This is a genomic window from Brevibacillus sp. 1238, assembly GCF_029892995.1.
Taxonomy (GTDB): Bacteria; Bacillota; Bacilli; order Brevibacillales; family Brevibacillaceae; genus Brevibacillus; species Brevibacillus parabrevis.
This window is the reverse complement of record NZ_JARXWC010000001.1, coordinates 573,027-594,662: the sequence shown is the minus strand read 5'-3', so window position 1 is coordinate 594,662 and position 21,636 is coordinate 573,027. Positions and strand designations below refer to the sequence as shown.

General features: G+C 52.6%; 19 protein-coding genes and 1 riboswitch. Of the genes, 2 read left to right on the top strand and 17 right to left on the bottom strand.

Translation table 11 applies throughout. The features are described 5' to 3' along the window. Nucleotides 1–18: 18 nt before the first annotated feature. Entirely contained in the window at nucleotides 19–414 is a 396-nt protein-coding gene (locus tag M2298_RS02700) for a hypothetical protein (protein ID WP_280648197.1), read from the bottom strand. Nucleotides 415–479: 65 nt separating this feature from the next. Beyond that, on the bottom strand, nucleotides 480–4,244 hold the full coding sequence (locus M2298_RS02695) for a S8 family serine peptidase (RefSeq protein ID WP_280648196.1): 3,765 nt from the start codon (nucleotides 4,242–4,244) through the stop codon (nucleotides 480–482). 192 nt (nucleotides 4,245–4,436) lie between these two features. On the opposite strand from M2298_RS02695, the gene M2298_RS02690 reads away from it, so the two are divergent. Then, entirely contained in the window at nucleotides 4,437–4,898 is a 462-nt protein-coding gene (locus tag M2298_RS02690; RefSeq protein ID WP_063227190.1) for a MarR family winged helix-turn-helix transcriptional regulator, read from the top strand. Nucleotides 4,899–4,928: 30 nt separating this feature from the next. Here the strand turns inward: M2298_RS02690 and sdhB are convergent, their stop codons facing one another. Genes sdhB through M2298_RS02675 form a run of 3 tightly spaced genes read right to left on the bottom strand, consistent with a single transcriptional unit; the run spans nucleotide 4,929 to nucleotide 8,084 of the window. Next, a complete protein-coding gene (sdhB, locus tag M2298_RS02685) occupies nucleotides 4,929–5,678 on the bottom strand; it encodes a succinate dehydrogenase iron-sulfur subunit (protein WP_063227191.1) in 750 nt (249 codons plus the stop codon). Nucleotides 5,679–5,696: 18 nt separating this feature from the next. Next, nucleotides 5,697–7,454: a succinate dehydrogenase flavoprotein subunit gene (gene sdhA, locus M2298_RS02680; RefSeq protein WP_122963186.1), complete on the bottom strand. Its 1,758-nt coding sequence runs from the start codon at nucleotides 7,452–7,454 to the stop codon at nucleotides 5,697–5,699. Nucleotides 7,455–7,472: 18 nt separating this feature from the next. Beyond that, entirely contained in the window at nucleotides 7,473–8,084 is a 612-nt protein-coding gene (locus M2298_RS02675; protein WP_063227193.1) for a succinate dehydrogenase cytochrome b558 subunit, read from the bottom strand. A gap of 325 nt (nucleotides 8,085–8,409) precedes the next feature. Between M2298_RS02675 and M2298_RS02670 the strand changes: the two genes are divergently transcribed. Continuing rightward, nucleotides 8,410–8,862, top strand: coding sequence for a DUF2507 domain-containing protein (locus tag M2298_RS02670; protein WP_122963185.1), 453 nt, complete (start codon nucleotides 8,410–8,412; stop codon nucleotides 8,860–8,862). 104 nt (nucleotides 8,863–8,966) lie between these two features. Here M2298_RS02670 and M2298_RS02665 read toward each other — a convergent pair whose 3' ends face one another. The 12 genes from M2298_RS02665 to M2298_RS02610 all read right to left on the bottom strand — a co-directional run bounded on the left by M2298_RS02665 (nucleotide 8,967) and on the right by M2298_RS02610 (nucleotide 21,619). Beyond that, the gene (locus M2298_RS02665; RefSeq protein WP_173598336.1) at nucleotides 8,967–10,208 is read right to left on the bottom strand and encodes an aspartate kinase; all 1,242 of its coding nucleotides are present in this window, start codon (nucleotides 10,206–10,208) and stop codon (nucleotides 8,967–8,969) included. Nucleotides 10,209–10,439: 231 nt separating this feature from the next. Continuing rightward, a riboswitch (Lysine riboswitch) is annotated at nucleotides 10,440–10,626 on the bottom strand. Nucleotides 10,627–10,712: 86 nt separating this feature from the next. After that, on the bottom strand, nucleotides 10,713–12,494 hold the full coding sequence (gene uvrC / locus M2298_RS02660) for an excinuclease ABC subunit UvrC (RefSeq protein WP_280648195.1): 1,782 nt from the start codon (nucleotides 12,492–12,494) through the stop codon (nucleotides 10,713–10,715). A gap of 29 nt (nucleotides 12,495–12,523) precedes the next feature. After that, nucleotides 12,524–12,775: a DUF2164 domain-containing protein gene (locus tag M2298_RS02655; protein WP_122963182.1), complete on the bottom strand. Its 252-nt coding sequence runs from the start codon at nucleotides 12,773–12,775 to the stop codon at nucleotides 12,524–12,526. 259 nt (nucleotides 12,776–13,034) lie between these two features. Then, nucleotides 13,035–13,352, bottom strand: coding sequence for a thioredoxin (trxA, locus tag M2298_RS02650; protein ID WP_063227198.1), 318 nt, complete (start codon nucleotides 13,350–13,352; stop codon nucleotides 13,035–13,037). Between the two features lie 161 nt (nucleotides 13,353–13,513). Continuing rightward, nucleotides 13,514–13,801 (bottom strand): hypothetical protein, encoded by a 288-nt coding sequence (locus M2298_RS02645; protein WP_122963181.1) that lies wholly within the window; start codon nucleotides 13,799–13,801, stop codon nucleotides 13,514–13,516. Between the two features lie 121 nt (nucleotides 13,802–13,922). After that, a complete protein-coding gene (locus M2298_RS02640; RefSeq protein WP_063227200.1) occupies nucleotides 13,923–14,882 on the bottom strand; it encodes an electron transfer flavoprotein subunit alpha/FixB family protein in 960 nt (319 codons plus the stop codon). 20 nt (nucleotides 14,883–14,902) lie between these two features. Then, the gene (locus M2298_RS02635; RefSeq protein ID WP_063227201.1) at nucleotides 14,903–15,670 is read right to left on the bottom strand and encodes an electron transfer flavoprotein subunit beta/FixA family protein; all 768 of its coding nucleotides are present in this window, start codon (nucleotides 15,668–15,670) and stop codon (nucleotides 14,903–14,905) included. Nucleotides 15,671–15,726: 56 nt separating this feature from the next. Then, complete coding sequence (locus tag M2298_RS02630) at nucleotides 15,727–16,500, bottom strand: enoyl-CoA hydratase (RefSeq protein ID WP_122963180.1); 774 nt, start codon at nucleotides 16,498–16,500, stop codon at nucleotides 15,727–15,729. A 119-nt stretch (nucleotides 16,501–16,619) separates the two neighbouring features. Continuing rightward, entirely contained in the window at nucleotides 16,620–17,210 is a 591-nt protein-coding gene (locus M2298_RS02625) for a TetR/AcrR family transcriptional regulator (protein WP_122963179.1), read from the bottom strand. A gap of 204 nt (nucleotides 17,211–17,414) precedes the next feature. Further along, nucleotides 17,415–19,115, bottom strand: coding sequence for an AMP-binding protein (locus M2298_RS02620; RefSeq protein WP_122963178.1), 1,701 nt, complete (start codon nucleotides 19,113–19,115; stop codon nucleotides 17,415–17,417). A gap of 191 nt (nucleotides 19,116–19,306) precedes the next feature. After that, the gene (locus M2298_RS02615) at nucleotides 19,307–20,302 is read right to left on the bottom strand and encodes an LCP family protein (protein ID WP_122963177.1); all 996 of its coding nucleotides are present in this window, start codon (nucleotides 20,300–20,302) and stop codon (nucleotides 19,307–19,309) included. Nucleotides 20,303–20,443: 141 nt separating this feature from the next. After that, a complete protein-coding gene (locus M2298_RS02610; RefSeq protein WP_122963176.1) occupies nucleotides 20,444–21,619 on the bottom strand; it encodes a thiolase family protein in 1,176 nt (391 codons plus the stop codon). Between the last annotated feature and the right edge of the window lie 17 nt (nucleotides 21,620–21,636).

The window sequence follows — 21,636 nt, the reverse complement described above, 5'->3', positions numbered from 1 at the left end:
TTGGCAGATGCAAGACTATCACAAAAACTTCATAGGCAAAAGGTCACTTATCCGCCGAACTCCCGGAAATAATTCCCATACTTTTGCATCATGCCTTTTGGTATAGATAGCCGAGCACGTACGCAGATCCAACACTTCTACGCCTACCTCATGCCGGCTTAGCTGCCACATCGGCAAATTGAGCCGCTCAAATGCAAAAACAGTATCGCCAAATGCGAGACACTCTGCTATACAGCGCTCATCCGGATAGCTCTCGTCTGCTTCGAGCAAATGGACAGGCTCCAGTCCGAACTGCTGAAGCAGGTGCAGCCGATCCATGCATTGCGCCTTGCCGTTTTTCCCGGCAATTCGTCTGGGCGAGAGCAGTGGATACTCTTTTCTAACATATTCCCACTTGATTCCGTGATAAAACATCGAATTTGTTTCCCCCTAAAGCAGCAAGCCCGGCTGCAGCGATAATTCGCTACGCCGGGCCATCCTTACTGCTTCCTTTTGCCGATCACGTTCATTTCGGCGCGCACTTCACGTCCCAGCGAATCGGTTGCGATCACAGTCAGCTTTTGCTTCCCTTCCTCCACCCGATTCAGCACCAGGCGGAACCCTCCACGGTCATTCACATCCGCAGCAATCGGCTGCTCTTTGTACATGACTTGCACATGGACGGGACCAGCCCCTGTCACCTTGCCTTCGATCGGCAGCGTCTCGCCTTCCTGGCTCTCCACTTGTTGTTTCATCAATTGAATCGTAGGCGCGGCTGCCGTTCTCGCCCGATAGTTCAGCCGTTGCTCTCCCAAGGTGAGCACGACCGTTCCGGCGCTGGCATCCACGTATGCGTATAGCAGCAGCGAGCTTTGATTGCCTGCCCCGTCTTTTCCTTCGATCAGGACGCGGTTCTCTCCTTGCTTCATCGGCAAAACGTGCGTCAAATTTTTGTGCACAGGTATTTCCAGCTGGTCTTCCTCGAAGTTGGAAACGATCTGTCCGTTGACGCTCGCCTGCCCCTTGTACGTTTGATCGCGGTACATGAAGCGAATCGGCACGAGCATCGTTTTCGTTGCCGGGTCAAACTGAATGTCCTCGGAGCCGTCGTTTTGCAGCTGCAGCATCGGCGGGCTTGTATCGACGATGACGCGCTGCGTGAACTGCCTTGTATTGCCGTACATGTCAGCAGCGCTGTAGACGACGTAGTTCAATCCTTCTTGCAGTCTCAGGATCGTTTCGAACGAACCGTCTGCCTCCAGCTTCACAGGTGTTTTGTTGATGGATAAACGAACTCGGTCGAGCAGCTCCTCGCCTGCTACCTTCCCGCGCAAGGCGACATCCGGCTGCTTCGATATTTTCAAATAGCTGAACAGGTCATCCGGAAATTCTACGAACGGCGGCACCGTATCGCTCTTGCCGTTTACATTCGCCACACCGATGTTTCCGGCGTAGTCAAAGGCCACTACGCTGATTTTTTTCTCCGGCTGGTTGACCAGCGTACTCGTAATTTTCGGGGAGTACGGCCCGCCTACTTTCTTGCCGTTCACGTACAGTAAATAGCCTTGCACATCTTTGTCCCGGCTGCTCCACTGCACTTTGTTGCCGGAGACAGACGCGGTTACGACAGGCGGTTTCGTGTCTACGCGAATCGGCAGTGTCATCGTCTGCCAATTCGTTTGCCGGCCGTCGATCTTTGCCTTGATCAAAAACTGGTACGCGCCGTCTGGTGCTTGCACATAGCTGCCTTTTTGCGGGGAAAAGATTTTGCCATCCCAGCTCCACGCTTCCCGTTCCGTGTAGTAATAAGGCGTTCCCAGCTTGGACTGGTCGTACTTGCTGATTTTTTCATCGCGCACAAGTGTCCGTACCGGCTTGCCTGACTGGTCGATGACCTCCACGATCACTTGACGGGCGTTGCGCAAAAACGTAATCGAAGGAGCGGCGATATCGTAGTGTCCATCTCCGTTTGGCGAAAACGCAATCTGGTTCGGATCAATCTGTGCCGTGCCGTCATCTTTGGCACCCGTCACGCCCAAATAATCGCGGTAACGCCATTTGTCATTGCGTTTATCGTGGAACCAGGTTGTTTTGACGCCCGTGCGCTTTTCCTGGCTGCCAGCCTCCCACACGGGCTGATCCATGATCCGCGGTTCATCCCAGTCCCCGAAAAAGCCGAAATACGGCACGCGCAAGACAGGCAACGCTTTCTCCTCCGGCAAAAAGGCGATGAACCCTTCCGCAAACTGGTTGCGCGATGCTGTCTGAGGAATCGCCAGCGTCACTTTGACCTCTGCTCGCTTCCCTGGCTCCACGGTTACCTTTTGTGCGGAAAAACGCAGCTGTGCCCCTTCCAGAGCGGTTTCCGTAAGCATATTCAGGCCATCCTTGCGCAAATCGGTCATGACGCCGTACTCATCTTGAATCTGATACGTCAGCGGCTTTTTCCCAAACTTGTTATCGACAAACAGCGAAAATGTCGTCGTCTGACCGATCTCTCCGAGCGAGACGCCTGCTTTTCCTTTCGCGTCTACGACTACCGCCGGAGTCTGGATCGCCTTGGCGATTTGCATCAAGCCCGCTCCTTGCACGCGCGGGCTGTACGGAACCTTTTTCACCTTGGCCTTGTCAGATGCAGCCACGCTCCCTCGCGGATCGAGCACCGGCTCGGCCGTGTTCATCGCCGCTGCTTTCAACGTTTCCACCAAAGCTCGTCCTTGCAGGTTGCGCCCTTGCTTTTGATACGCTTGCTTGAGCAGCGCCATCCCGCCCGCCACGTGCGGCGTCGCCATCGAGGTTCCGCTTTTCACGGCGTACTCCGAATCGCGCACAAGCGACAAAATGCCTCCGCCCGGTGCCGCAATCTCCGGCTTGAATTGCAGATCGGGAGTCGGTCCCCAGGAGGAGAAGCCGGAAATCGTTCCGCCATCCGGGTACGGCATCGGATTTTGCGCGTATTCGCCATTGAAGGTGACCGTTACTTTTTTGCCTTTTTTCACTGCCTGCGCCAGCTGCTCCCCCATCTGTTTGAGCACAGCGACGGCAGGAATTTGCTTCAAATGCTCCGCGCTTATAATCAGCGGCCCTGATTCATTGTTGTAAATGATCGCGCCGACAGCACCCGCCGCTTTCGCCAGGCGCAGCTTTTCGTCAAAAGAAATGTCGCCGCGCTCCAGCAGCACGATTTTTTCCTTGACCGAGACGTTGTAGTCTTCTTTTTTGCCTTTGCCCATGTAGACGAGCGGATACGGCTTCAGGAGAGACACGACCGGATTGAGCGCGGCCCCGCTCTCCACGTGCCCCGGCAAGTATACGACTCGTTCCAGCCCTGATACACCCTGGACGGAAAAGCTGTTGCCCGCAAGTGTCGTCGCGTTGACAGAAGCAACGGAAAACGCGTCCGGACTGAGCCCGGGAGAACCGATCATCGCCACGTCCGGGTTTTGCGCCCGAACTTTGTCACTGCCAAAATAAGAGTCATTCCCCGCAGCAGCCACGACGATCACGCCATTGTCGACGGCTTTTTTCACGGCCATCTGCTCGACGTTTGACTCATCCACGTATCCGGCAGAGGAGCCGAGACTGAGGTTGATGACGTCCGCTTTTTTCGTGATCGAGTCGTTGATCGCAAACAGGATGGACTCACTGAGGCCAGGCACTTCCCCCTGATAGTTGGAAAAGACTTTCTGGCTCATGATTTGCGCTTCCGGTGCAACTCCTTTGATTTTCCCGTTGGCGGCGATGATCCCGGCTACGTGGATGCCGTGTTGGGACTCTGCCACATCTTCCGTCGTCTGATTGCGGTCCGCCCAGTTGAATCCTGGAATCACCTTTTGGGCCGAACCGGACTTTTGCACCGCCAACCGCTTGTCGTGCGGCGCTGGCAAGTCAGGATGGCGCGGGTTCACTCCTGTATCGATGACGGAGACGAGCATCCCTTCCCCTTTGACGCCTGCTTCCTGCCAGGCACGGCCAGCCTCGATCATCTCCAGGGTGGACACTTGCGCTTGCACAGCTTGTTCGCCCAGTGGAACCGACTCCGAGCGCTGCCACTCATTGGCGCTGCTTGCCCGCTGTCCGCTCCCTGCCGCCTCTGCTGAATGACTTGTATGTAATGGCTGCTTCATTTCCGCCAAATCCTGCATGACCACACGCGGCAGAACAGCGGAGTCGCCAGAAGCGAACACGTCTGCCTGCGTCTGATTCACGGTTGTTACCGGAAGCAAAACCAACGCTAACCCTAAGCTGATCACCTGTTTTTTCATCGTTTGCCCCCTTGTTGGAAGTACAGCCATTATGTATCAGTTTTCACTGGGAACCGCTCGGGTATTCTCGTCTTTTGCCGTAAGGTTGACAAATCAGGTGATTCGGCCTATATTTAATTACGTTAAATATTTCCTGTACGAAACTTCCTCGTTACTATATTGCTACTATGCTGTAAGGAGCTGAAATTCAGCATGTCTTCCCCCTCCCCTGAGTCAATAGATCGCCTGCAAGAGGCATTCCGCACGATTATGCGCACACTTGGGTCACAGTTGGCCGAGCCTGTGGCAGGTTTGACCGGACCGCAGTTTTATATTCTCCACCAATTGGAGCAACGCCAAAGATGCACCGTCGGAGAATTGGCCGATTCCATGAATGTCAAACCAAGCGCAATCACTGCCATGATTGATCGCCTGGACAAGCACGGGTACGTAAGCCGCGACCGCGATGAGGAAGATCGGCGCGTCGTGTACATCAGTCTTTTGGATCACGGAAAAAGCATTTTGACCAAAGCCAAGCAAAATCGGCTGGAGGCGTTGAAGCAACTGTTTGCTCATTTCACGGATGAGGAATGGGAGCAGTTCGTGTACATGTTTGAAAAACTGGCAGTTGCGGCTGTCCAGGAAGCAAGACAAAAAGGCGTGCATTCCGGGTAACCGGCGCACGCCTTTTCTTTTGGCAACAGCTTAGGAGAAGAAGAACTTCTTCACAGCATGTTTGACTGTTTCTTTGTTCATGTGAGCGATCGAAGTGGTGAGCGGGATGCCTTTTGGACAAGCTTGCACGCAGTTTTGCGAGTTACCGCAATCGCCAATACCGCCATCCTCCATCAGTGCTTCCAGACGCTCATGCTTGTTCATCATACCAGTTGGATGCTGGTTGAACAGACGAACTTGCGAGATTGCGAACGGTCCGATAAACTCGGCTTTCGAGTTCACGTTCGGGCAAGCCTCCAGGCAAACACCGCACGTCATGCATTTGGACAACTCGTACGCCCATTGGCGCTCAACTTCCGGCATGCGAGGACCTGGTCCCAGATCGTGCGTACCATCGATTGGAACCCACGCTTTTACGCGTTTCAGCGCATCGAACATGCGGCTGCGGTCAATCGACAAGTCACGTTGTACAGGGAATGTGCTCATTGGTTCCAGACGAATCGGCTGCTCCAATTTGTCTACCAGCGCCGAGCAAGCTTGGCGTGGTCTACCGTTGATCACCATCGAGCACGCACCACATACTTCTTCCAAGCAGTTCGATTCCCAGTTTACCGGAGCGGTTTTCTGGCCTTGTGCATTGACCGGATTGCGTTGAATCTCCATCAGTGCACTAATGACGTTCATACCAGGGCGGTACGGGATTCTGAACTCTTCCTTGTATGGAGTGCTGTCAGGGCTATCTTGGCGGGTAATAATCAGGTGAATCAATTTTTCTGCCATGATCAGTTTCCTCCTCTTTTAGTGCTTCTTGTCAGACGTATAGTCACGTTTCCGTGGTGCAATCAACGAAACATCGATATCTTCATAGTAAATCTCTGGCGCAGTTGTTTCCGGGTTGTACTTCGCCATGGTTGTCTTCATGAAGTTCTCGTCATCACGCTCTGGGAAGTCTGGTTTGTAGTGAGCACCGCGGCTTTCGTTACGCATGAGCGCACCGATTGTGATCGCGCGGGAGAGAACCAGCATGTTCCACAGGTGACGGGTAAAGGAAGCACCGGAGTTGCTCCATTTGTTTGTATCGTTGATGTTGATTTTTTTATAACGCTCCATCAACTCTTGAATCTTGGCATCTGTTTTTTCCAGACGGTCGTTGTAGCGAACTACCGTTACGTTGTCTGTCATCCACTCGCCAAGCTCTTTGTGGATCAGGTAAGCATTTTCTGTTCCGTCCATTTTCAGGATGCCGTCGTATTTCGCCTGCTCTTTGCTTGTGTAGCTGTCAAAGAGAGTAGAAGACAGGTCGTCCGAAGATTGGTTCAAGCCTTTGATGTACTCGATAGCTTTCGGACCGGCAACCATACCGCCGTAGATCGCGGACAACAGGGAGTTTGCACCCAAACGGTTTGCGCCGTGCTGGGAGTAATCGCACTCACCCGCTGCAAACAGACCAGGAATGTTGGTCATCTGGTTGTAATCTACCCACATACCGCCCATGGAGTAGTGAACCGCAGGGAAAATCTTCATTGGTACTTTGCGTGGGTCATCCCCAACGAATTTTTCGTAAATCTCGATAATACCGCCCAGTTTTACATCCAGCTCTTTTGGATCTTTGTGGGACAAGTCGAGGTATACCATGTTCTCGCCGTTGACACCCAGTTTCATGTCTACGCAGACAGAGAAGATTTCGCGAGTCGCGATATCGCGCGGTACCAGGTTTCCGTATGCAGGATATTTATCCTCCAGGAAGTACCAAGGTTTACCGTCTCTGTATGTCCATACACGTCCGCCTTCACCGCGCGCAGATTCAGACATCAGACGCAGTTTGTCGTCGCCAGGAATCGCTGTCGGGTGAATCTGGATCATCTCACCATTGGAGTAGATAACGCCTTGCTGGTAAGCCGCAGACGCTGCTGTACCCGTGTTGATGATCGAGTTGGTCGATTTACCAAAGATGATACCAGGTCCGCCTGTTGCCAGAATGACAGCATCTGCACGGAAGGATTGAATTTCACCGGAACGCATATTTTGCGCGGTAATCCCGCGACAGGTTCCTGTATCGTCCAAAACGGCTCCGAGGAAATCCCAATATTCGTACTTGGTTACAAGACCTTCTGCTTCATAACGGCGTACTTGCTCGTCCAAAGCGTACAGCAATTGTTGACCGGTAGTCGCGCCTGCAAACGCAGTACGGTGGTGCTTGGTTCCTCCAAAACGACGGAAGTCCAGAAGACCTTCTGCTGTACGGTTGAACATAACGCCCATACGGTCAAGCATGTAAATAATTCCAGGTGCTGCATCACACATTGCTTTTACAGGCGGTTGGTTTGCCAAGAAGTCTCCGCCGTATACTGTATCGTCAAAGTGCTCCCAAGTGGAGTCGCCTTCCCCTTTGGTATTTACCGCGCCGTTGATACCGCCCTGTGCACATACAGAGTGGGAACGTTTTACCGGAACCAGGGAGAACAGCTGGACGGGAACGCCTTTTTCTGCTGCTTTGATGGTAGCCATCAAGCCGGCCAAACCACCACCGACAATGATCAGTTTACCTTTTGCCATGATTGAGTCCCCCTATCCCTACAGAATGAAAGCCGACATCGCACGCAATCCGATGAAGGTTACAACTACGAATACGACCATAGTGAAGTATGTTGCAATTCGTTGGGAACGTGGTCCAACTGTAATTCCCCAGTGAACCAGGAACGACCAGATTCCGTTGGAGAAGTGGAAAACCGTACTGATAATCCCAATTGTGTAGAATACGATCATTGCTGGGCTGCTAAGAATGTCAGCCATCATGTCAAAATTTACGGTTACACCCATCGCTTTCGGGATACGTGTCGACCACACATGCCAAACAATGAAAATGAGGGTAATGACTCCTGTCAGGCGTTGCCACAGAAACATTTGGTTTCTGAAGTAACTGAAGTTCCCCACGTTTTGTTTTGCCTGGAATGCGATGTAGAGACCGTAAATAGCGTGGAACAGGATCGGGATGTAGATGAAAACGAATTCAACGATCAAGAGAAGTGGAACTTTTTCAATCAGACCAACAGTCTGGTTGAACGCTTCTGCTCCGTGGGTCGCTTGATAGTTGGCTGTCAAGTGAAACAGCAGGAAGAGCCCGATCGGAAACAAACCAAGAAGTGAGTGCAGCTTGTGACTGAGAAAGCTATGGCCTTTCGCCATACAATGGTCCCCCTTTCAGTGTATGTAGCGCTCTTTTATGGACCTTTCTCCCATATCCTAACCCATTGCCTACCCTATTAGACATGCCAAAAAGCCGTTAGAACCTCTCACGCCTAACTTTGTCGGAATGTGTCAAAATACGAAAAAAAGTTGGGCAAAACTTTGACCAAATCCAATTGTACTCTTGTCGACAGAGAGCGTCAAGACAATCAATAGACTAAATACATTGATAGAATAACTTTGTTCAATTTCACTATTTTTTCTATGAATCGGTCATAGAGTCCGGGCTTCTCTCATACTCTCTTACAAACAGGAGGGAAGCGCCATGAACCAAACCGATCAGCTGGCAGCACTGTTGCCGCCGCAAACGATTCCCGTAGCGGAAAGAATGAACATGCCCTACCTCGGCTACCATCTGCTACGCGAGACATTGACGAACAGCCTGCTCGGAGACAGCGAGAGTCCAATTTTGTACTGGCTGGGAAAAGACCTCGGGCGAAAAATCCCCATCCAGTCTTCCACAGGTCCGATTATGCCTTTTATTCGCCTCGGATTGGGACAGCTTGATCTTTTGGAAGAGTCTGCCGAAACCATCGTCTACAAACTCACCCATACGATCCACAACTACCAAACACCGGAACGCCTCAGCCGCTCCCTGTCGCTCGAAGCAGGCATCATTGCTGGCAGCATTGAGCAATGGAAAGGAAAAGACACCTTTGCCCGGCTGGAGGTCGAGAGTAGTTCTACGATCATGATACGCGCCCATACTCCAAAGTGATCCTTCATGCCAACCATTGGCAGCGCAATAATTGTCAGGACTGGCGTGTCTTGTCAGGTCAAAAAGATGCCCCCTCTGCCTACAGGCGAGGGAGCATTCGCTGCCTAGATTCCGTGCACCACTGCTGTCTCTTCCACATCGAGCCCGTATGCCGAGTGCAGGCTGCGGACAGCAAGCTCAGTCTGCCCGGCAGGAATGACGCAAGAAACTTTGATGTCTGAAGTTGAAACCATTTTAATAGAAATTTCTTTTTCTGCCAAAACGCGGAACATCTCGGCAGCCACTCCCGGATTGTTGACCATGCCGGAGCCTACGATGGACACTTTGGTCAGGTTTTGCTCGTAATCGACTTTTTCGAAGCCAAGCTCTGCTTTGTGGTTTTCCAACGTGTCCAATGCCTTTTTCAAGTCATCCGCAGCAACCGTGAAGGAAATATTCGTCACTGCTGCGTCATAGGAGCTTTGAATAATGATGTCGACGTTCACCTGATTGTCCGCCAGCGTATTGAACAGGCGGGAAAGAGTCCCAACCTTCGCAGGCATACCGACAACCGTGACTTTTGCTACATCCTCGTCATGCGCGACTCCACTTACTACTCTTCCTGTTTCCATGTTGGCAACCTCCTCAACGTACGTACCTTCTTCGGCAGTAAAGCTGGAGCGGACGACCAGCCGTACTTTGTATTTCTTCGCGGCCTCCACCGAGCGCGGGTGAAGAACTCCCGCTCCGAGATTCGCGAGTTCAAGCATCTCGTCGTACGAGATCGTGTCCAGCTTGCTTGCCGCTGGCACCATCCGCGGATCGGCTGTGTACACACCGGACACATCCGTGAAAATCTCGCATTTGTCTGCATTCAAGCTGGCGGCCAGCGTAACTGCCGATGTATCCGAACCACCCCGGCCGAGCGTCGTAATTTCTCCTTCGTCGCTGAGACCTTGAAAACCTGCTACGATCACAACACGTCCGCGGCTTATTTCTGCCTGGATGCGCTCAGAATCAATTTGTTTGATTCGCGCCCGGCCATGAATCGCTTCCGTCGTGATTCCAGCCTGCCAGCCTGTCAAAGAAATCGCATCGTAGCCTTTCGTGTGCAAGGCCATTGCAAGCAAGGCGATAGATACTTGCTCCCCCGTGGTCAGCAACATATCCAGCTCTCGCTCGGACGGGTAGGCGCTGATCTGTTTGGCCATATCTACCAATACGTCTGTAGATTTGCCCATCGCAGATACGACGACCACCACATCGTGCCCTTCTTCTTTGTAACTGGCAATTCGATCTGCAACTCGTAAAATTCGCTCAATGGTCCCTACAGAGGTGCCTCCGTATTTCTGCACGATCAACCCCATGCGGCTTCTCTCCCTTTTCTCATATCCAATGATTGTAGAATGTATCTTTTGCTGCCGTTTTATGAATCTCTCTATTTTTACTGGAAAAAGTCTGTATAAAAAAGGCACCGACAAGGAATAAGTACCTGCCGCTGCCTACTGTTTCGACATACCGGTTCCTCCCTCCCAATTACACGCGGTCCATGGCAGCACATGACAAGGCAAATCCCTGTCACCGCTCACATCGACACACCGTGAGATAGCTCTCCATCTGGCGCCGGTCAAGAGCCAGATGACAGTCCTGCACTTGTTCAATGCAGACCCAGCATGGAGACAAACGGGTTTTTCTCCACACTTCGGCGAATCCCCCTTTCCCGTTCCCTTCACAGATACCCGATCTCAGGGTGGTACTCATGGTTTTCGCGCCTCTACCTCACTCCATAAATGGAAGTGAGGCTAACTATTCTGTTTGAAACGCATTATATCATGGGAATCCGAGCGGTTCAATCGCTTTTTGCAAAACCGTTACGATTCCAGCTTGCGCAAATGAGTGATGATCTCTCGGGCCAGCTTGTCGCCGATCCCCAGTTCCCGGAAATCCTCCACAGTCGCTTCGCGCATTTTTTTCAGCGAGCCAAAATGGGTAAACAACAGCTTGCGCCGCTTCTCGCCGATGCCCGGAATTTCATCCAGTTGGGAGGAGAGCATCGTTTTCGTCCGTGACTGTCTGTGGAACGTGATCGCAAAACGGTGAACCTCGTCCTGAATGCGTTGCAGCAAATAAAACTCATAGCTGTCCCGCTTCAGATTCACGGGTTCTGGCGGATCGCCGTACATCAACTGCGCCGTTTTGTGCTTTTCATCCTTCGCCAAGCCGCAAACCGGAATGTACAGCCCCAATTCGTTCTCCAGGACGTCCATGGCAGCGCTGATTTGGCCTTTGCCTCCGTCGATGACGATCAAGTCCGGCAATGGCTGGTTTTCCTTCAGCAACCGCGAATAGCGTCTGCGGACAACTTCGCGCATGGACCCGTAATCGTCGGGGCCTTCGACCGTCTTGATCTTGAACTTGCGGTACTCCTTTTTGTCCGGACGACCGTCTGTAAACACGATCATCGCAGACACCGGCTCTGTTCCTTGAATGTTGGAGTTGTCGAACGCCTCGATCCGGTGGGGAACGCCAATCCCCAGCACGTGCCCCAAATTGTGCACAGCCTGAATCGTCCTCGCATCATCTTTGGACATCAGCGCGAACTTCTCCTGGAGGGCAATGCGCGCGTTTTCACAGGCCATCTCGACCAGCTCGCGCTTTTTGCTCCGCTTCGGTGTCAATACTTTGACCCCGAGCCATTCGCTAAGCAGCTCCGGCTCGCTTTCCTCCGGCAGCAAAATTTCTTTTGGCAGCGCGTTTTGCTTGTCGTAGTAAAACTGGGTGACGTACGACATGAAGTCTTCGCTTTCGCCGCCATAGTATGGAAAAGAGGTCGTCTGCCGCTCGATCATTTTGCCCTGGCGCATGTAAAAAATTTGAATGCACATCCAGCCCTTTTCTACCGCAAAGCCGATAATGTCGCGGTCTACCGTGTCGGTAAACGTGATCTTCTGCTTTTCCATCACCGCTTCAATGCTCTTGATCTGATCCCGCAGTTCCTTGGCCCGCTCGAACTCCATCGCTTCTGCCGCCTGTAGCATTTTCTCGGTCAGGCTCTGCTTCATCTGATCATGACCGCCGTCGAGGAATCGGCTAATCTCGTCAACCAGTCGCTGGTTTTCCTCTGCCGAAACCTCGTACACACAAGGAGCAAGACATTGGCCCAAATGGTAGTACAAGCAAACCTGTTTGGGCATGTTGCGGCATTTGCGCAAAGGATAGAGCCGGTCCAGCAGCTTCTTCACCTCGGAAGCATCGCCAGCGTTTGGATACGGGCCAAAATATTTGGCTTTGTCCTTCAGCACCTTGCGAGTAATCTCCAGACGAGGCTGTTCTTCATTCGTGATTTTGATGTACGGATACGTCTTGTCATCGCGCAGCATGACGTTGTAGCGGGGGTCATGCTTTTTGATCAGGTTGCACTCTAACAGCAGCGCCTCAATCGCCGAGGCTACCACAATGTACTCAAAATCGACGATCTCGCTGACCAAAAGCTGCGTCTTCCCGTTATGGCTACCCGTAAAGTAGGAGCGTACGCGGTTTTTCAGCACTTTAGCCTTTCCGACGTAAATAATTTCCCCGCTTGCATTTTTCATCAGGTAGCAGCCGGGTTTTTCTGGCAGCACAGCCAGCTTATCTTTCAACGAACGGTTCATGGCTGCTCCCTCCCTCGTTCTTTCATCTGCTATCGCTTTTTCATGACGGGCTGCTCCAGGACGTACAGCTCGTCTTCCAGTGCGCTCATCCGTTCCAGCAAAAGCTTGCGGCTATCCTGTACTCCCTGATTGTAAAAAAACGGCCCCAGTTCTTTGGAAAAGAACTCGATCATCTCTTCCGTTTCCAGATTGCCCAGGTTTTCCGAGCGTTGTTCAGCGAAAAACCGCTGTATTTTCGACACGAGATAGTCGCTTTGCTCTTTCGTCAATTTGCTTGGCATCAAATGACTTCCTTCCCTTATCATTCCTGCAATAAGAATGTACGTTCTATGCTCATAGTATCATGATTCGGCGGATTAGAAAACGTAGCTCCGGCATAATCGCAGCCCAAGCAAAAAAACTGCCGCTTCTCATTGCAGCGACAGTTTAAGCGTTTGTGAAAACGCTTTCTATTATAAGGAAGCAAAAAGACAGCATCCGTGCAGACATGAGAAAAGCGGCATTGGAGCGCCGCTTCTCATGCTGTCTGGTCGTTTATGCTTACAGGTGTTTGCCTACGGTTGCCATGAGGGCTTCTTTTGGTTGGAAGCCGATCACTTTGTCTACAGGCTGACCATCTTTGAAGACGATCAAGGTCGGGATGGACATAACGCCAAAACGGCCTGCGGAATCCGGGTTGTCGTCAACGTTTACTTTGACGATTTTGAGCTTGGAGCCCACTTCTCCGTCGATTTGCTCCAAGACTGGAGCGATCATTTTGCAAGGGCCGCACCAAGGAGCCCAGAAGTCAACCAGGACAGTACCGCCTTGCTCTACTTCCTGGGAAAAGTTTTGGTCAGTTGCATTTACGATTGCCATGGAAAGTTACCTCCTCGAAAAGTCAATTACTAAAAAAAGGGTTCAGACGCTCCTACAGTATATCATCCAAAAACAAAAATGACTACGGCGCCCCGCACTTTGTGCGCACTTCACGCTATAGTCTATCCAGAGTGCCGCTCCCTTATTGTTGACCATTCGATTTATTGACCGACTTGCTTGATACGGTTGATCTCCCGTTCATGGTCGCTCACCTTTTTGTGCATCAAACCGATGTCAGCTTCGATCAGCTTGTCTTGCCGCTCCAGACGCTCCAGGCGCTGGGTAGCATCATCGCGGAACTCGTACATCTCGTCGCGAAATGCGTACATCTCCGTTTTGAACTCATACATCTCAGCCTTGAACTCCCGCAGCTCCTGCTGCACGTCTTTGATGAGCCGATTGTTCTCCGCCACCATGTGAACCAGTTGTTGCAACAGCTCTTCACTCATGACGCTCACCTCTCCTATTCATTTATTATAACAACCGAGAACAGAATAAGGTAAGGGTTTGGAACAAAAAAAGCGCCCCGGGAGTGGGACGCTTCCATGTGTGACAATTGTTTCTTTCGCCTTACACCAACACTTTTTTGAACTCGGCAGTCAGCAGCGGGAGCACTTCGAACAGGTCGCCCACGATGCCGTAATCGGCCACTTGGAAAATAGGTGCTTCCGGGTCTTTGTTGATCGCAACGATCACTTTGGAGCTGGACATCCCGGCCAAGTGCTGGATCGCCCCGGAAATTCCGCACGCGATATACAGGTCAGGTGTGACGACTTTTCCGGTTTGCCCGATCTGCATGGAGTAGTCGCAGTAGTCGGCGTCGCAAGCGCCACGGGATGCCCCTACAGCCGCTCCCAGCACCTCAGCCAAATCGTACAGCGGCTGGAAGCCTTCCGCGCTCTTCACGCCGCGCCCGCCGGAGATGACGACTTTCGCTTCGGACAAGTCCACTTTTCCGCTCGTTTTTCGTACGACTTCTTTCACGATCGTACGCAAGTCTTTGATTTCCAGATCAACCGGAACGACAACAGCCGTTTTGGACGCGTCCGGCGTACCGATTGCGATATTGTTTGGACGGATCGTGATAAAAATTTTGCCGTCCACAAATTTGCGTTGTTGGAACGCTTTTCCGGCGTAAATCGGACGAACGAACACAGGTCCTGCTTCCAGGCTTGTTACGTCAGATACGAGGCCGTAGCCGAGCTTCGCCGCTACGCGAGGAGCAACATCGCGGCCGATTGCCGTGTGGCCCAGCACGATCGCATCAGGAGAGGCAAGCTCGATCAGCTGGACAAGTGCCTGCGCATAAGCGTCAGGTGTGTACTGAACCAGTGCCTGGTGATCCGCTGTATAAACTGTGCTCGCTCCATGCTGCGCCAATACTTGCGCATGGGAAGCAGCATCTGCCCCGAATACGCCTGCAACGATTTCGCCACCTTCGGCCAATACTTGCGCTGCGGCCAACGCTTCCAGCGACACATTGCGAAGTTGTCCGTCACGTACTTCTGTAAGTACAAGAACTTTTTTCATGGATATCCTCTCCCTCTCGCTTAGATCACTTTCGCTTCATTGCGCAACAGTTGCACCAATTCCGACGTTTGGGCCGCCAAATCGCCAGAGAGAATACGGCCAGCCTGCTTTTTCGGAGGCAGCGTCTGGTCGACAATTTGCGTCTTGGCCTGCACCGCTTCGGCTGTCAGTCCCAAATCGTCTGCACCGAGTCGATCCAACGGCTTTTTCTTCGCTTTCATGATCCCCGGGAGAGAAGGATAGCGCGGCTCGTTCAGCCCTTGCTGAGCCGTAATCAACACAGGCAAGCTGGTTTCCACCACTTCGAGATCGCCTTCCACATCGCGCTCAACACGAACGGTGGTGCCGTCCACTTCCAGCTTCACAGCAGTGGAGACGTGGTTGATTCCCAGCTCTTCCGCGAGGCGAGGTCCGCCTTGGCCTGCGCCGGAGTCAACCGCCATTTGCCCGCCGATGATGATGTCATAGCCGATTTTGTTCGCAACCGCAGCAAGCACCTTAGCGGTTGTATATTCGTCGCCAAACAAAGACTCGTCATCCACCAGGACAGCTTTGTCCGCGCCCATCGCCAAAGCGGTGCGCAAAGAGCTTTCCACACGGTCAGGACCTACGCTGATCACCGTCACTTCGCCGCCATGTTCCTCTTTGAGCTTGATTGCTTCCTCTACCGCATACTCGTCGTAAGGATTGATGATGACTTCCACGCCATCCTCGGAAATTTGCCCGTTTTGGATCACGATTTTTTCTTCTGTGTCAAACGTCTGCTTCAACACAACCACGATTTTCATCAGGATGCCTCCTCCTTAATCGTTCCTCGTACTGGTGATGCCGCTGCTGCATGTGATTACTTGTCTGCAAACTGCGGTTTGCGCTTTTCCAAAAAGGCTGCAACGCCTTCTTTCATATCTTCTGAAGCAAAAGCTTCCCCGAATTTTTTCGCTTCCTGTTCCAAGCCTTCCGCCAAACCGACTTGCACCGTATTGTGAACCGATTGCAGGGCGAGCTTGAGCGTAACAGCGCTTTTTTGCACGATCGCCTGAGTCAGCTTTTTCACTTCATCCAGCAAAATCTCCGCCGGATAAACCGCTTCCACAAGCCCGATGCGCAAAGCTTCCTCGCCGCCAATCATCTCGGAGGTGAGAATCATCTGGGTCGCTTTTCCTCTGCCGACCAGTCGCGGCAAACGCTGCGTTCCTCCGTAGCCGGGGATCAGCCCCAGGTTCAGCTCCGGCAGGCCGAGCTTTGCTTCCACGGCGGCAAAGCGTATATGGCAAGCCATCGCAAGTTCCAGTCCGCCACCCAGGCAAGCGCCGTTGATGGCGGCGATAATGGGCTTAGGGAATGTCTCCAGTCGATCGAACAACGCTTGACCACTTCTGGCCATCGCTTCCGCCTCGGCAGGGGCCAATTGGGTAAACTCTTTGATATCCGCTCCCGCAATGAAAAAGCGCCCTTCGCCAGTCAAAACAATCGCTTTGACGTCTGCGTTGTTTTCCAACTGGTCCAAAAGTTCACTCAATTCATCGAGCACCGCTTTGCCCAATGCGTTAGCTGGCGGGTTGCTGATCGTGACGGTAGCGACCCGATCAGCGATTTCCACATTCCAATGCGAATCCATTCCTCTCCCCCCAAACATCTATCCATATGAACAAACAGGCTATTTATGCTTTCTGAACGAACGCTCAGTCTTGCTGTTTCCATTGTAACAAACGTTCTCACACAAAAAAAGCTTTTCTTTCATTCTTTTCCCTTCATACCAAACAGGAAGAGGTTATGAATGGAATCAACATGAGAGACAAGGTCGTACTTGCACTGCTTCATGACCCAGGAAGTCGTCACTTCATCCAGCGTGCCGAAAATCATTTTGCGTGTCATTCTGACCTCCAGATCGGGGCGGAATACTCCTTGCTCCATCCCTTCCTGGATGACTTCCTCAATCAGATTGAAATATTGCTTCATCACTTTGCCGATGCCTTCGTTGATGAACGGATTGGCTTGGCGCAGTTCAATTTGCGTCACCTTTGCCAGCTCCTGGTCTTTCGCCAGTTGGCTCAGATGCGCATGCACGAGGACGTACAATTTTTGTTCAATCGTCGTCGCTTCCGAGATTCGCTTGCGGTTTTCGTCCACAAATTGTCCCATCTTTTCGTTGAACAAGGAAATCAGGATATCATCCTTGTTTTCAAAATAGAGGTATATGGTGCCGTCTGCTACCTTCGCCTCTTTTGCAATCTTCGATACCTGGGCGCTGTAATAGCCTTGTTTGGCGATTACCCGTACAGCAGCATCAATAATGGCTTGATACTTTTCCCCCGTTTTCTTTGCCATAATAACCTCCATCTTTACTCGCAGTGATGATAAAAAAATCCTGAAATGAATGATTATTCATTCATAAAAATAGTTTAATACACGAACCTGACGGTGTCAATCGCAAGTGCCGCGCGTCGAAGAGCAACGAATGCTTGTCCCTTTTCACCCCACAAAAACGGCCGCTTCCCTCTCAGGATGCGCACCGCTTGACCCTGTCTTTCGTCAGCTTGTTTTGATCTCTTCTTGTGTTTCCCGACGCGCTTTGTCTTCTTCTTGCAGCTGCCTGCGCAACACTTTTCCGACCATCGTTTTCGGCAGCTCTGTGCGAACTTCGTACTTGCGCGGAATTTTGTAGGCGGCAAGCTTCTGGCGGCAATGCGCTTCCAATTCTTCCTCGCTCGCCTGCTTTCCGTCCTTGAAGACGATAAACGCTTTGACTGTCTCGCCGCGATACGGGTCGGGCACGCCGATCACCGCCGCTTCCTGAATCGCCGGATGCTCGAACAGCACTTCTTCCACTTCACGCGGATAAATGTTGAAGCCGCCCGCGATGATCATGTCTTTTTTGCGGTCGACGATGTAAAAATAGCCGTTCTCGTCCATGTACCCGACGTCGCCTGTCAAGAGCCAGCCATCTTTCAGGACGGCGGCAGTGTCTTCCGGCCGGTTCCAGTAGCCGAGCATGACCTGCGGCCCTTTTACCGCCAGCTCCCCGATCTCGCCCTGTGGCAGCTCTTCTCCTGTAGCCGTGTCGATGATGCGGCAGTCGGTATCCGGCCAAGGCATGCCGATGCTGCCTGTGATGCTCTTTTCCCAGATCGGATTGGAATGCGTCACCGGCGAAGCTTCGGTCAGGCCGTAGCCTTCCACCAGCTTGCCTCCTGTCAGCTCCTCAAACTTGAGTTTGACCTCGATCGGCAACGGCGCCGAGCCGCTGACGCACGCGTCGATCGAAGACAGGTCGTGGTTTTTCAAGTCAGGGTGATTGATCAGCGCAATGTACATCGTCGGTGCCCCGGGGAACAAAGTCGGCTTGCGCTTGTCGATCATCTCGAAAATTTGTTTGACCTCGAATTTGGGCACGAGAATGATTTCGGCGGCAATACAGATTCCTTTGTTCATCACGGTCGTCATGCCGTAGACGTGAAACAGCGGGAGCACGCCCAAAATTCGCTCGCCGCCTTTTTTCAGCTTGTAAAGGACAGCCTGGCACTGGATCGCGTTGGCGATGAGGTTGGCATGAGTCAGCATCACGCCTTTTGCCACTCCGGTAGTGCCTCCCGTGTACTGGAGCAAGGCAATGTCCTTGTCCGGATCGACGGGCACCTGGACAGGTTTGACAGCGTTTTCTTTTATGACGGAAAGAAACGGTTCCACATCGGCACCGTATGTAACCTGCGGATTGTGCCCTTGTTTCTTTTGAACCAGTGGATACAGCCATTTTTTCAGCAAGGGAAGGAAATCGCCAATACTTGTAACGAAAATGCGCTTGAGTGGAGTCGATGAGCGAACCTGCGCGACGCGTTTGTACAGCAAATCCAACGTGATGATGGTCTGTGCGCCGGAATCTTCCAGTTGATGAATCAGCTCCCGCTCGGTGTAGAGCGGATTCGTCATCACCACGGTTGCTCCTGCGAACAGCACGCCATAGTAACTGATTACAGCCTGGGGGGTGTTGGGCAGCATGATCGCCACGCGTTCGCCTTTTTGCACGCCGCGCTCTACCAACGCGTTGGCGAAACGGTAGGACAGCTCCAAAAGCTCCCGGTACGATATGGTTTTTCCCATGAAGTAGATCGCATTGTTGTCTGGGTACGACGCAGCCGACTGCACGAGAAATTGCGTCAACGGAATACGGGGGTAGTCCAGTGACGGTGCAGTTTCGGACGGGTAATTGGCAATCCAAGGCTTGGCATTTGACATGGTCATTCCCTCCATCCCTTAAATGGCCTTGCCCCTCCCCTATGATCGACATTCATAATCTCTTCCTTATCGCTATTGTATTCGAAAAATAATCAATTTTCCAATTAAAAACGTCTCCTCGCAAAAAAGACGCGCCCCTGCTCATGCGGAGTGCGTCTTCCTGCGTTTGTTTTCGCTGCGTATGTCACGGGTCATGGCTGCAAGGCGGCCTGCATTTGCTTGCGGACGCGCTCCCGCTCCGCAGTCGGAACGAGATGGTACCAGCCGACGATTCCGTTGTGCCAGATTCGTTCGTCCTGCCCGACCAGCGTATCTGTCTTGATTTTGTTCGGTGTCCCATCGCTGTAGCTAAGCAACAGGGAAGCGATCTCCTGGTCAGTAAAATCGGTTTTCACGTGCTGTCCCAAAATTTCCATCAAAGTAAACGCCTTGGAGTACATCTGTGCCGATGCTCCCTTTTGCGCCAGAGCAGCCAAAATCTCCTGCTGGCGGTTAATCCTCTGGTAGTCGCTGTCCTCTTTTCCCAGGTCGCTCTTGCGATAGCGGGCGTAGTCCAGCGCCTGTTCGCCGGAAAGCACCTGCAAGCCCGGCATCAGGTCGATGTAAGTGTCGTCCGTAGGGTCGCTGTATTTCATCCGCTTTTGGACTTGAACGGAGACGCCGCCAAGCTCGTCGACAATTTTGCGGAAGCCTTCAAAGTCTACGGATACATAGCGATCGATCTTGATGTCCAAAAAGTTTTCCAGCGACTCCTTGACCAGCTTGGGGCCGCCGAAAGCCATGGCGTGATTGACTTTGTCATGGCCTTTTCCCGGCAGTTCCATGTAGCTGTCCCTCGGGATGGAAATGAGGTAGACGGATTGCTTCGCCGGATGGACAGCAGCGAGCATCATCGTGTCAGAACGGGCGCTCTCGCCGTCGCGACTGTCCACGCCGAGCAGCATGACCACGAACGGCTTCAACGGCTCGGTTCCGGTCAGCAGATCGCGGGGCGGTGGCAGCGAGGCAGTTGCTTGCTTCGCACCGCCCGTCGTCTGTCCGCCGAGTGGCGCGTACCATTTTTCGGTCATCTGTTTGTATTGATAGGCACTGTAACCGATGGCGAACAATGCCCCGGCCAACAGAAAGGAAAAGAAATGCAAAGCGATCTGTTTTTTGTATTGCTTCAAAAATGAAAAAAATGCCATGAAAAAGCCTCCCCCTTTGCAAGCACAGCCGCCACCTTCTTGCGTGCAGACACAAGTGGGGCTTGCTTTCCATTTTTAACCGGGGAGGCTTGATTTAAACATGCTCACAGTTTGCTGCGCGCGAAAAGCAGTTTGCCAGTTCTACACTCTTTCGAGGATCATCGCCATGCCCATGCCGCCACCGACGCACAGTGTAGCGAGTCCGCGCTTGAGCTGGCGGCGCTTCATTTCGTGCAGCAAAGTCACAACAATCCGACAACCGGTTGAACCGACCGGATGACCGAGCGAAATTCCGCTGCCGTTTACATTCGTGATCTCGCGCGGCAGCTCCAGAAGCTTTTCGACAGCGAGGTATTGAGCCGCGAATGCTTCGTTCACCTCGATCAGCTCCATATCGGCCATGGTCAGATTGGCTTTTGCCAAAGCCTTTTTCACAGCAGGAACAGGGCCGTACCCCATCAGATCAGGCTCCACGCCCGCTGTCGCCCACGAGACGATTCTGCCCAGCGGTTCGATTCCCAACTGCTTCGCCTTCGTTTCGCTCATGAGCACGACGGCAGAAGCTCCGTCGTTCAGCCCGGAAGCGTTGCCCGCGGTCACCGTGCCAGCTTCGCGGAAGCCCGGCTTCAGTTTGCCCAGGCTTTCCATCGTGACGCCTCTTCTCGGAAATTCGTCTTCGGTGACGATGATCTCGCCCGTGCGCTTGGCAATCGGCACACCGATGATCTCCTCGGCAAACAGCCCGTTGTCGATCGCGTGAATCGCATTGTGCTGGCTGCGCATGGCGATTTCGTCCTGCTCCTCGCGACTGATCTTGTACAGGTCAGCCAGACGTTCGGCCGTCTCTCCCATCAAAATTTGGTGGTGCGGGTCTGTCAACAGCTCCCACATGGCATCCGTCATCTCGCCGTGCATAAGTCTGCGGCCCCATCTCGCATTTTTCAGGACATACGGAGCGTTGCTCATGCTCTCGGTACCGCCTGCAATCACCACTTCATTTTCGCCCAGCAAAATTTGCGAGGCGCCGCTGGCGATCGCCTGCATGCCTGACGCGCATTGCCGCTGTACGGTAAAGCCTGTCACTTCCTTGCCTAGTCCGGCGTCAATTGCCGCCACTCTGGCGATGTTCGGTTCATCTGTGCGCTGTATGCAATTGCCCAAAATGACTTCGTCGATCTGCGATGCTTCGAGCCCTGCTCTGGCCATAACGGCACGGATCGACAGTTCAGCCAGCTTGCGAGCGCTTACATCTTTCAGTACACCCCCAAACGTGCCAATTGGCGTACGTCCGGCGGCAGCAATCACGACATGCTCCATTTTGTTTTCCCCTCCAC